At 72.2% G+C, this 11,145-nt stretch carries 10 protein-coding genes; 4 read left to right on the forward strand and 6 right to left on the reverse strand.

All coding sequences use genetic code 11. The features are described 5' to 3' along the window. The 4 genes from Q0C41_RS25995 to Q0C41_RS26010 form a co-directional block, all read left to right on the forward strand. Positions 1-1,377: SpoIID/LytB domain-containing protein (locus Q0C41_RS25995; protein ID WP_291988941.1), on the forward strand; the 1,377-nt coding region annotated here is incomplete at its 5' end. Positions 1,378-1,446: 69 nt separating this feature from the next. Then, positions 1,447-2,010 (forward strand): RNA polymerase sigma factor, encoded by a 564-nt coding sequence (locus Q0C41_RS26000; protein ID WP_291988943.1) that lies wholly within the window; start codon positions 1,447-1,449, stop codon positions 2,008-2,010. Beyond that, complete coding sequence (locus Q0C41_RS26005) at positions 2,007-2,366, forward strand: hypothetical protein (protein WP_291988944.1); 360 nt, start codon at positions 2,007-2,009, stop codon at positions 2,364-2,366. The genes Q0C41_RS26000 and Q0C41_RS26005 overlap by 4 nt, the downstream gene beginning before the upstream one ends. Continuing rightward, positions 2,363-2,938, forward strand: a complete 576-nt coding sequence (locus tag Q0C41_RS26010; protein WP_291988946.1) for a DUF4252 domain-containing protein — start codon at positions 2,363-2,365, stop codon at positions 2,936-2,938. Before Q0C41_RS26005 ends, Q0C41_RS26010 begins: the two co-directional genes overlap by 4 nt. Positions 2,939-2,942: 4 nt before the next feature. Here Q0C41_RS26010 and Q0C41_RS26015 read toward each other — a convergent pair whose 3' ends face one another. From Q0C41_RS26015 to Q0C41_RS26040, 6 genes are all read right to left on the reverse strand, one after another. After that, complete coding sequence (locus Q0C41_RS26015; RefSeq protein ID WP_291988948.1) at positions 2,943-3,695, reverse strand: SGNH/GDSL hydrolase family protein; 753 nt, start codon at positions 3,693-3,695, stop codon at positions 2,943-2,945. Positions 3,696-3,748: 53 nt separating this feature from the next. Continuing rightward, positions 3,749-4,153 carry a hypothetical protein gene (locus tag Q0C41_RS26020; protein ID WP_291988949.1) on the reverse strand — a complete coding sequence of 135 codons (405 nt, stop codon included), beginning with the start codon at positions 4,151-4,153 and terminating at the stop codon, positions 3,749-3,751. Continuing rightward, on the reverse strand, positions 4,150-4,887 hold the full coding sequence (locus tag Q0C41_RS26025; protein ID WP_291988951.1) for a hypothetical protein: 738 nt from the start codon (positions 4,885-4,887) through the stop codon (positions 4,150-4,152). The genes Q0C41_RS26020 and Q0C41_RS26025 overlap by 4 nt, the downstream gene beginning before the upstream one ends. Next, positions 4,884-9,587, reverse strand: coding sequence for an MG2 domain-containing protein (locus tag Q0C41_RS26030; RefSeq protein WP_291988953.1), 4,704 nt, complete (start codon positions 9,585-9,587; stop codon positions 4,884-4,886). Before Q0C41_RS26030 ends, Q0C41_RS26025 begins: the two co-directional genes overlap by 4 nt. After that, positions 9,584-10,249, reverse strand: coding sequence for a DUF1175 family protein (locus tag Q0C41_RS26035; protein ID WP_291988955.1), 666 nt, complete (start codon positions 10,247-10,249; stop codon positions 9,584-9,586). Before Q0C41_RS26035 ends, Q0C41_RS26030 begins: the two co-directional genes overlap by 4 nt. Positions 10,250-10,276: 27 nt before the next feature. Then, a partial coding sequence (locus tag Q0C41_RS26040) for a glycosyltransferase family 2 protein (RefSeq protein ID WP_291988957.1) occupies positions 10,277-11,145 on the reverse strand: 869 nt, incomplete at its 5' end.

An 11,145-nucleotide genomic window follows, 5' to 3' on the forward strand; every position in this document is an offset into this window, starting at 1 on the left:
GAGCCCGCGGTGCGGGTGGGCCGCGTGCGCGAGATCGTCGTGGGCGCGGCGGCGCGCGTCGACGCACTGCCGCTCGAGAACTACGTGGCGGGTGTGGTGGCCGCCGAGGGTGCCGCCGACCTGCCGGCCGCGGCCCTCGACGCGCTCGCGATCGCCGCACGCAGCTACGCCACCGCGCCGGAGCGGCGACATGCGCGCGACGGGTACGACGTCTGCGAGACGACGCACTGCCAGGTGCTCGGGCCGGCGACGCCATGGAGTCGCGCCGCCACGCGGCGCACACGAGGCGTCGTGCTGGCGCGAGGCGGGCACACGGTGGCCGTGCCGTACTCCGCCTCGTGCAGCGGCGTGCTGTCGTCGCCGCGCGACCTCTGGGGCGGCGAGGCGCCCGACATCACCCGCATCGGTCGCGATCCCAACGAACACGAGGTGCGCGCGTGGCGCAGCGACGTCGACGCGGAGGCGCTGCACGCCGCGCTGCGCGAGGCTGGCCATCGTGGGGATGTCTTGCGCGACGTGCACATCGCCGCGCGGACGCGCGAGGGCCTGCCGGCGCGTGTGGCGCTCGAGGGGCTGACCCCGGCCGACATCGACGCCACGACCTTCCGCCACGTGGTCGGTCGTCGACTCGGCTGGGACGTGGTGAAGAGTCATGCCTGGGACATCACGCGGACGGGGCGGGGTTATCGCTTTTCGGGGCGTGGCATCGGGCACGGCGCGGGCCTGTGCGTGCGCGGCGCGGCGGTCCAGGCCGCGCGGGGGGCATCGACGACGCAGATCCTCGCGACGTATGTCCCGGGCGCGGCGCTGCGTGCGAGCGGCGATCGCGTCACGCTGCGCGTGCCGTCGGCGCTCACGGCGGAGGCGCCGCGCCTGCGCGCGGACGTCCAGGCGATGCTGGCTGACCTGCGCCTGACGCTTGCGGTCACGGCGCCACGCGACGTCGTGGTGGAGGTGCATCCCACCGTGCAGGCGTACCAGCGAGCCAGCGGTCGCGCCTGGTGGACCGCGGGCAGTACGCGAGTCGGGGGCGACGGCCGCTGCCGCATCGATCTGTCGCCCGGACCGGGCGCCCGCCTCACCCCCGAGGCGCTGCGCCCGACGCTCCGCCATGAGCTGGTGCACGTGCTCACGGCGCCCGTCCTGGTCGCGGCGCCGGCCTGGATGACCGAAGGCCTGGCGGCCGCGATCGGCCGGCCGATGCTCCCCGGGGAGGCCCGCGGCGAGGGCCCCGCCGGGCCGTGTCCCTCCGACCAGGAGGTGCAGCGACCGGGCAGTCTGGACGCCATGCAGGGCAGCTACGCGCGTGCCGCGGCCTGCGTGATCGACGCCCTGCCCGACGGCCTGTCGACCTGGCGCACGCTGGCGTGGCGCTGAACGACGACACCCGGCGAGATTTCCTGCACCCCGAGGGGGACCTGGCCTCGTATATCGAGGGTGAGCGCCATGAACGCCCCTGCCACACTCCTCACACACCCGGCCCTGGCCGACCGCGACCAGCGCCTGCTGCTGTCGGCACGGCAAGGCGATCTCGACGCCTTCGAGGCGCTCGTCCGTCGTCATCAGCGGAAGGTCTACAGCCTCGCGTGGTATGGGGTCCGGGACGAGATGCTGGCCGAGGAGATCGCCCAGGATGTGTTCATGCAACTGCATGCCTCGCTGCCGCGCATCGAGACGGGGGCCCACCTGGCGGCCTGGCTGCGGCGGACGACCTCCCATCGGGTGATCGATACGCTGCGGGTGCGGCGCCTGCCGCGCTCGCTCGACGAGATTGCCGAACCCCAGGTGGTGCCGGCTGGCGCCGATCCCCTGGCCGACCGGTTGGTGCATCGAGCCCTGGCGCGGCTCACGCCTCGGGCGCGCCTCATCGTGATGCTGCGCTACATGGACGACCTGGCGCCGACCGAGATTGCCGAGACGCTCGACATGTCCCTGAACACCGTGAAGAGTCACCTGCGCCGCGGCCTCCTCGTGCTGCGCGCGCGCCTGACGCGGGAGGCGGCCCGATGAATCCCGATGCCCGCCTGCGCCGGGCCCTCGTGCCCGTCGATCCTCCGGACGGCTTCGCTCAGCGCGTACGCGCCCGCCTGGCTCGGGAGGCCCCGGCGGTGTCGCCACGGCCTGCACGTCGCGTGTCGCGCTGGATGGCCATCGCCGCCACCGTGCTGGCGGTGCTGGCCGGCCCCCTTGCCTATCGCGAGTACGAGACCCGCCGCGAGGCGCTCGCCGCACGCGCCAAGGTCGTGCTCGCCCTGCAGATCGCCAGCCGCGAGCTGAATTCCGCGCACCGCAAGGTGGTGCGCCCCATGGTCACCGCACCCGCGCCCGTCGGCGGCGGGGCATCTGGAAGGGACGGACGCCGATGATGCGTCGAACGATCGTGCTGTGTGGAGTGGTGGCGGCGCTGGTGGTCGGTGTGGACCGTGCGGGTGCCCAGCAACTGCAGTTGCCCGACATGAGCCGGCTCAGTGCCGGCGCCATCGACGTCGTCGACGTCTCGGTCGATCAGGCACTGCTCGGCCTGGCGGCCTCGTTCATGTCCAGCGGGACGGACGACAAGGAGATCAAGTCGCTGATCTCGTCGCTCAAGGGCATCTACGTCAAGAGCTTCACGTACGGCAAGGACGGCGCGTACGACCCGGCGGTGCTCGATGGCGTGCGGCGCCAGCTGTCGGGGGGGCAGTGGTCGCGGCTGCTGGCCGCCAAGTCGGCCGCCGAGGGCAGCGACATGGCCATCTACCTGTGGCGCAACGGCGACAAGCCGGGCGGACTCGCCGTGCTGTCGTCCGACGCCCGCACCGTGACGCTGGTCAACATCATCGGGACCATCGACCTCGAGCAGTTGCGCTCGCTGCAGGGCAAGTTCGGGGTGCCCGACCTGAAGATCGACGGCGCGGCCGCCGCAGCGCCCGCGCCGAAAGCGAAGCCGAAGTCCTAGGCGGCTACGCCCACTCGAAGCCGACCGCGGCCAGCACGGCGCGCGCCAGGACGGCCGCGCCGATGTGATTGAGGTGGACGCGGTCCCAGTTGATCATCGCCGACGGCAGGTCCTCGAGGACGACGTTGAAGGCGGCCTGGCTGTCCACGACGATGGCCTTGTGCTTGACGGCGAGGCGCTTGACGATGGCACCGTACTCGTCCATGCGGGCGCGCATCGGGTCGTTGGTGCGCAGTTCGAGGAAGAACGGCGTGATCAGGACGAGCCCACCCGTGAGCGACGGCGCCGTCGCGGTGAGCACCTCGTCGTAGGTCCGCTCGTACTCGTCGGGCATCACGCCGCGTTCCGGTTGCGTGACGCGATCGAACTGCCGCCACACGTCGTTGGCGCCCACCATGATCGACAGCCAGTCGGGCCGGAGATCGACGACATCGGTCTGCCAGCGGGCCTTGAGGTCTCGAATGGTGTGGCCGCTCGTGCCGACGTTGAACAGGCGGATGCGGCGGGCCGGGTACCACGCCTGCAGCAGCGCATCCATGGTCTGCACGTAGCCGGTGCCGAGTCCACCGGGGCCCTCGCCAATCGGCTTGGCGCGGCCGGCGTCCGTGATCGAATCGCCGATGGCCACCCAGCGGCTGGCCTGGGCCACGCGCAGCCCCCTGGCGCCGGCTTGCACCGGCCTCGCGCCTGCCGACTGCATGGCGCCCGCCAGCGCGGTGGCCGCCATCGAACCCATCAGTGCCCGTCTGTCGATCATGTGTCTCTCCCTGCCTCGGGCACGTCGTGTCCCGAGGACTGTGTGTGTGCGCGTCAGCGTGGCGCGGCGACGTCGCAGGTCACGCCGATCGGCCCGTCGGTATTGAGGTCGTCGATGGCCGGCGTCAACGACGTGTCGACGTTCACCTCGAGTTCGTAGCTCACGTAGATGTCGAGCTGGGCGCGGGCGGGTGTGCCCGCCAGCGAGACGTCGATGCCGCCGTTGCTCGTGCGTGCCTTCACGCTGACGACCGCCGTGGTCAGCTGCACCGCGGCGCTCGCCGGGAGCGACACCCGCGCCTCCCGGGTCCGCGTCGCGCCCGTCCAGTGCGTCACGCGCCACACGTCGTCGGCCCTGTCGAACTGCCAGGTGCGCTGCGGATCGAGGCCCACGCTGCGACACGTGGTGACCGCCGTCGGTGGCTGCAGCCACAGCAGCACGAGCAGGCTGGCCGTCATGGGAGCGGACCGGCCGGCGGCGGCACCATGCGGGCGGCGGTCCACAGCGACAGGGCCCAGGCCACCTGCGACAGCATGTACATCGCGGCCAGCTTCGCGCCGGTGAAGACGGCCTCGATCGCCGAGGCGGGCAGCGCCCGAGGCCGCCAGTACACGTAGCGCCAGGGCAGCCACACGCACAACGCCACGCCGAGCAGCGTGACGACGAGCAGCCGCCAGTCGAGACCGGCCGTCAGCCACTTCATCGTCAGCACGTCCCGGCGGTCGTAGCCGGCGATCCACGCCAGCGCCGTGGCGAACCAGGCCGGCACCAGCACCCACTGGATGAGGACGACGATCCAGTGGACGGCGCTGTGCACCCAGCCGGTGCGGGTGATGTCGCCGGCGGCGATGGCCGCGGCGTCGAACTCGCCGCCGCGCGCCATCCACCAGGACTCGAAGAACCCGGCGCCCCCGCAGATCACGCCGAGCACCACCAGCACCACGACCACGAGGGGGAGGTGGCGGGCGGCCGCGCCGACGCTGGCCCATGGTGGCTGGCGATGCACGAGGCCGTGGGCGGCGGAGGTCGACGACACGAGCAACAGGCCGGCCGCGAGCACGACGAGCAGCACGGACAGGGCGAGCATCAGCACGTTGGACTCGGGCGTGTAGAGGAACCCGAGGAGGGCCGCGCCGGCCAGCGCGTCCACGATGCCGATCCAGAGAGCGGTCCTGAGCACGGGGGCGATCATCGACGAGGCTCCTGCGGGCTGGGCACGTCGAGCGTCAGCGCGGCGCTCGAGGCATGCACGCCCGGGACGTACATCGGCGTGACCTGCGCCGGCATGGCCCGGAACTGCCCGGGTGTGGTCACGCGCAGCAGGTACGCGAACTCGGCGCGTCCCGGCAACGCGTCGAGGAACAGCGCCACGCGATCGTCGCGATACTCGCGGTGCGACCCGTAGGTCCAGTTGGGCGGTCTGGCGAGTTCGAGCAGGTCGGGTCGGGTCACGGCCTCGGCACCGGCCGGCAGCGGGTCCTCGATCATCAGGTAGCGCCAGTCGTTCGACCCGGCGACCACGAGGCGCACGAGGATGAGGTCGCCCGGAGCCGCCGTCCCGGCGAATGGCCGCTCGTCGTAGACCACGCGCCCGTCGCGTCGCACCGGCACCAGCGAGAAGTACTTGCGGCTCAGCGCGAGCTTCCGCGTGCCCGTGCGCTCGAGACCGGCCGAGGTGTCGTAGTAGCGCGCACTGGCCGTCCAGTACACCGGCCCGCCGGCGGTCGACACCGTCACGGCGCTCTTGCCCGCCGCGGCCGGCAGCGTCACGACGGCGGGGAACGGCCGCGTCCAGTCCTCGGGCGTGAAGGCCACGGTCTGCGTCTGGCCGGCCATCGAGACGGTCACCGTCACGGGCGCGGGCTGCTCCTGTCGGCCCTTCATCGCGCCGAGCAGTCCGTACAGCACCATCGCGGTCTGCTTCGTGCTGGCCCAGGTCATGCCGCTCTGGCGATTGGCGAGCAGCCAGCGGACGGCCGGGTCGATCAGGGCGTCGGTCGGACGCACCGCGGCGAGCGCCTGCACCACCGCGGCCGTTGCGTCGGCCGTCGCGTCGCCCCAGTCACCGAGCAGCGGGTCGTTCTCGCTCGGCCACCACGCGAGGTCGCCGCGCGTCTGCGCGCGTGTCGCCAGGATGCCCGCCAGCTCGCCGGCGCGCGAGTCCTTGCGCGTGTGCAACGCCAGCAGCAGCCACGACTGGCCGTACGGCGAGATGTCGCTGCGGCGGCCCCACAGCTCGGTCACCAGGGTGTCGAGCGCGAAGCCGTCCTGCTGCGGCTGCACGTCGGCGGCCGCAGCGCGGGCCAGCACGTAGGCCGCGTACGCCTTCAGCTCGGGCACCATGTCCGGCGTCTCGAGCAGTTGCCGGGCCAGGGCCGTCGTGCCGCCCTGCAGCGCATCGTATGGCACCTGCAGTTCGGCAGCCCGCGCCTCCAGCAGCCCGTACAACGCGTACGCCGTCATGAACGGGTGGTCGTCGTCCGTCTTCCACCAGCCCCAGGCGCCGTTGTCGTGCTGCAGGCGGACGAGGCGGTCGAGCCCGGCGCGTGACACGCGATCGAGCAGGCCCATCCGCTCGGAGGGCGCGAGCTGCAGCTCGCTCAACGTCCGCATCACCAGCAGGTTCGGCACGAAGCTGGAGACGGTCTGTTCCGTGCAGCCGTACGGGTAGTTCACGAGGTCGTCGAGCGCGCCGAGCAGGGTGCCGGCCATCGACGGCATCAGGCTGACGACGACGCTGCGGGCCTGCGGATTGGAGGCATCGGGGATCGACAGGTCGACGGTGCGCGACGCGCCTGCCGCCGTCGACCCCGACAGCCCGACCTCGCGACGCGCGCCGAACGGGTGCACGGGAATGGTGAGCGCCATGGCGTCACTCGCCGAGGCGGCCGTGGCGGTGCCCGTGAACGTCGCGGTGCCCGGCGTGGTGGCGCCGAACGCCCACTCGGTTCGCGCCTCGCCACCGGTCGGCACCGTGACGGTCTGCGTCCCGCTCGCGCGCGCTTCCACGCCGGTGGCGGTCATCGAGACCGTCACCGCCTGCGCGCCACCCTCCTGGTAGTTGTGGACGATGGCGGGGAGGCGGACCTCGTCACGCTCGGTCAGGAAGCGCGGGGGCACGACCCGCAGCAGCAGGTCGCGCGTGGTGATGGTGCGGGCGACCGCCATGCCGACCTGCGTCTCGCGGGTCACGGCGCGCGCCGTCAGGCGCCACGTCGTCAGCGAGTCCGGGTACTCCACCGTGACGGTGGCCGTGCCGTCGGCTCCGGTGACGACCGACGGACTCCAGTAGATCGCATCGGGGAAGGACTTGCGGACCTGCGGCCGCTCCGGCGTGTCGCCCTTGAAATCGGCCAGCGACAGCGGGCGTCGCCGCTGCGCGAGCTTCATCCGCTGCGTGCCCGAATAGCCCATGAAGTAGTACTGCCGCGAGTAGTCGGTCGACACGCGACTGTACTCGGTGCGGTAGAAGACGCGCAGCGGATCGGCCGTCGTGTCCTTGCGCACGCCATAGAGGGCTTCGTCGACGACGCCCAGGGCGATCTGCGCCTGCACCGGGGCGCCGGACGCATCGAGCGCGCGCACCGTGTAGACGCCTGGCTCCCCGGGACGGTAGACCGCCTTGTCCGCGGCGACCTCGATCGTCAGCGCCCGCGTCGTCGCCGGCACGCGCAGCTTCTTCTCGGCGACGTAGATCCGGTCGTCCTTCACGTAGAGCAGGTGCACCCACGTGTCGCCGAGGTCGCTGTCGCTGACCGGCACCTCGAAGACGCCATCGGTGGTCGGCTGCCGCAGGTCGTACCAGGTCAGCGTGCGCGCTTCCTTGGTCACCAGCACCGGCGTGGACGGCGCGGTGCCGCGGACGGCCACCTTTGCCGTCTCGCCAGGGGCATAGGTGCCCTTGTCGGTGACCAGTTCGATCGACTCGCTGTCGCTCTCGTAGGTCTCGTCGGTGGCCCCGGGCACCCACAGGTAGGTGTTGTCGGAGACCTCGCGCGTGCCCGACATGGCGCGCGCCTCGAGCAGGTAACTGCCCGGCGACGCCGGGCTCCTGGTCTCCCAGGTGGCGCGTCCGTCCGCCGTCGTGGTGACCGTCGTCGTCGACACCACTTCGCGACGCTGCTCCTGGGACGTCACATCCCACTCGGTGCGCACGAGCGACACGGACACCGGCACCCCGGCGACACCGCCGCCGCGGTAGTCGACGGCCCGCAGTCGCAACGTGACCGGCAGGCCGGGCCTGGCCACCGACGGAGTCGCCCGCGCTGCGATCAGGAAGTCGCCCCACGTGGCCACGACCATGCCGCTGCCCGTGACCTCGAGATCGCTCGCGTCGCTGACCCGCGCCTCGAAGCGGACCTGCAGGTCACTGCTCGTGTCGCTCTCGGGCAGCGCCACCGTGAACCGCGCCTGTCCCGAGGCATCGAGCGTCGCGGTCAGCGTGTCGAGTTCGTCGCCGCCGTAGAAGTAGCCGCCGCCGTCGCCCTCTTCCTCGCTGTCGCTGTCCACCCATCGCAGCGGCGAGTAGTACGGCCCCGACTGCACCACCAGCTTCACCGTCGCGTTGCGGACCGGCTGACCGAAGTAGTAGCGGGCCGTGACGACGACGTCGACCGTCTGGCCCTGGCGGGCCAACCTGACGGCTGGCGTGACGCTGACCTCGAACTCCGGCTTGCGGTATTCCTCGACCTCGAACGATCCGCTGCCGCTCGCGTCGCCCGAGCGCACCTCGACGGTGTAGAGGCCCAGCGCCACCCCTGCCGGCAGCGTGAGCTCCGTGTCCACGGCGCCGAACTCGTCCACGTCGCGCCGCACGCGGTGGATGACGCGCCCGGTCCGGTCCGACACCGTCATCTCGACGGCGGGCTGGTCGAACGGCTCGATGGCCGTGCCCGTCCGCCAGCGCAGGATGGCCTTGGCCTTGACGACGTGACCGGGGCGATAGACGGGCCGATCGGTGAAGACGTGGGCGATGAAATTGCGCGCCGCCGTGCCCTGCAGGCCGTAGGTGGGGGGCGTGCTGGCCACCATCTGCGTGCCGCAGCGCGCCACGGTGATCAGGTCGTCGGCCGTCACCTCGCCGAGGGGCAGGGCGGCAAGGCCGCGGGCGTCGGTGGTTGCCGTGCCGATGGTCGCCGCGTCGGCGATGGCGGTGACCTGGCACCCGGGGGTCGGCGTGCCCGACATCCGGTCGACCAGATACGTCAGGAGCGTGCCGGGCGCCACCTTGGTGACGAGCGCCACGTCGGAGACCATCACGATGGTGGAGGCGACCTGCGTGTCGTGGACGGCCTCGACGAGGTAGACGCCGGGCGTGGTGATCTCGATCGGGATGCGTCGCACGTCGGCGTCGGCCAGCCGCGGCAGCATCTCGCGCCACGACGCCACGACCTGCTTGTCGTTCAGCAGCGGCATCTGCGCATACGCCGTGAGCCCGAGCTGCACACGGCGCTGGACGATGGCCCTGTCGGCGCCGGCCCGGCGCTGGGCGCGGTACTCGCGGCTGCTCTGTCGACGCAGGAACGACTGCAGGTCCGCCCGTCGGCCGGCCTTCCAGGAGGCGAGGCGCTCGAGCCAGGTCTGCTCGGTCGGCACGGTGTACGCCTCGCTGCCGAGCATGTGCGGATCCTCGAGCCCGGCGAAGAAGGCGACAGGGTCGGCCACCCGGTAGACGCGGAAGTCGATCGACCCGACCCGCTCGAAGGTGAGCGTCACGAACGGCGCCGCCTTGCTCGTGAAGATCTCGCCGCTCGACAGCGAGAACGCGGGCTGCTCCGCGGGGCGGGACGACGGTGCCGCCTCCTGCGCGGCCGCCGTCGTGGCCATCGTCAGCGCCATCGTCATCAGGAGGGCGACCCTGCCGAGTCGCCTGCCGGCCGAGTAGATGCTCATGGAATCCTCAAGCGGTAGACCCCGAGGAACGCGGGGTTGCCGGTGACGGGGCGCCAGCGAGGGGCCGGGTGCTGCCGGAGATCGGCAAGCGACGCCTTGCGCATCTCGCCGGGCGTGCCCGTCAGGGTGTCGGGGCCGGTGTGATACACGACCCAGTCGGAGCGGTCGGCCTCGAAGGCGGACCGCCCCACGAAGACCATCAGGTGCTCGGGCAATCGCTGCCCGGCCTGCTGGAAGGCCAGCAGGTCGCCCGGTCGCGCGGCCGCCGCGTCGCGGCTCACCAGGGACGCGTTGAGCCGCAGGATCGTGCGGGCATCGGCGAACTCGGCGTAGCGTGCCGGTGTCGTGTCGGAGATGCGGAACAGCGGCAGGCTGTCGCCCGCGGCCGCGAGGTGGACGCGCAACTCGGGTCGGGCGTGCCCGCCTGGAATGGCCATCCGGCGGTGCCACTCGGGCGTGTGCTCGCGCAGGGCTTCCCGGGCGGCATGGCGCACCAGGGCCGCGCAGTCGATCACGTCGGCGGTGGGGCGGTAGAACTGGGCGTCGGCGAGCAACGTGAACCAGGCGACGAAGGCGCTGCGGTCCTGGGCGTCCAGCGCGGGCCGGGGCGGCGACGAGGGGGCCAGCAGGACGAGGGCAGTCAACAGCGCGGCGACTCGCATCGTGTCGAGCCGAAGTATATCGGTCCGCTACGCCTCGAATGCGAGAGGGATGACCTTCAGGTAGGCGCGCGCGTCGGCCGGGCGTCGGCGCAGCAGGCTGAGCGCGGCGCGCAGGAGCATGCCGGCGACGATCAGCGGCCGGATCAGCAGGCGGGCCGGCCACGTCCCGTGCTTGCCGACGTAGCGCAGCAGGTTGCGATACCAGATGGTGGCGAAGGACCCGAGCCCGAGCGCGCGCATGGCGACGCCGCCCTCGTGCGAGACCTCCGCGTTGGCGACGTACCGGATCCGCCAGCCGGCGCCGCGCAGGCGCTGGCAGAAGTCGACGTCCTCGAACCAGGCCGGGTGGAAGCGCGTGTCGAAGCCGCCCACGGCGTCGAAGGCCGTGCGGCGAATCAACAGGCAGGCGGCGGCGGGCTGCTCGACGTCCTGGTCACGGGATCGATCGAGGTCGGTCGCCAGGTAGTGCCGCGACGCCGGGTTGTCCGGCCACAGGTGGTCGAGCAGCAGCAGGTCGGCGGCCCACGTCCCGAGCGTGGGGAAGCGCCGCAGGCTGTACGTCGGCTGGGGCGCGCCGTCGGCGCCCACCAGCTGGGCCCCGACGGCCCCGATGTCGGCCCCGGCCATCCCGGCGTCCAGCATCCGCTGGACGGCGTGCCGCGTAAGGACGATGTCGGGGTTCAGGATGACGGCCCAGGGGGTGTGTGACTCGTGCAGGCCGGCGTTCACGCCCCCGGCAAAGCCGAGGTTACGATCGGCGGCCACCAACTGGGCTTCCGGCACGCGCAGGCGCACGTACTCGGCGGTGCCGTCCGACGACGCGTTGTCCACGACGACGACGGGCCAGCCGGTCGCCACGGCGGCGTCCAGCGCGCGGGCGAGGTGGGCGCGGTCGT

It is taken from the genome of Luteitalea sp., from assembly GCF_022842525.1.
Lineage (GTDB): Bacteria > Acidobacteriota > Vicinamibacteria > Vicinamibacterales > Vicinamibacteraceae > Luteitalea.

Coding starts and splice junctions, on each gene's coding strand:
- Q0C41_RS26025 (WP_291988951.1), bottom strand. CDS start 4,887: ATGATCGCCCCCGTGCTCAGGACCGCTCTCTGGATCGGCATCGTGGAC.
- Q0C41_RS26000 (WP_291988943.1), top strand. CDS start 1,447: ATGAACGCCCCTGCCACACTCCTCACACACCCGGCCCTGGCCGACCGC.
- Q0C41_RS26005 (WP_291988944.1), top strand. CDS start 2,007: ATGAATCCCGATGCCCGCCTGCGCCGGGCCCTCGTGCCCGTCGATCCT.
- Q0C41_RS26030 (WP_291988953.1), bottom strand. CDS start 9,587: ATGAGCATCTACTCGGCCGGCAGGCGACTCGGCAGGGTCGCCCTCCTG.
- Q0C41_RS26015 (WP_291988948.1), bottom strand. CDS start 3,695: ATGATCGACAGACGGGCACTGATGGGTTCGATGGCGGCCACCGCGCTG.
- Q0C41_RS26035 (WP_291988955.1), bottom strand. CDS start 10,249: ATGCGAGTCGCCGCGCTGTTGACTGCCCTCGTCCTGCTGGCCCCCTCG.
- Q0C41_RS26020 (WP_291988949.1), bottom strand. CDS start 4,153: ATGACGGCCAGCCTGCTCGTGCTGCTGTGGCTGCAGCCACCGACGGCG.
- Q0C41_RS26010 (WP_291988946.1), top strand. CDS start 2,363: ATGATGCGTCGAACGATCGTGCTGTGTGGAGTGGTGGCGGCGCTGGTG.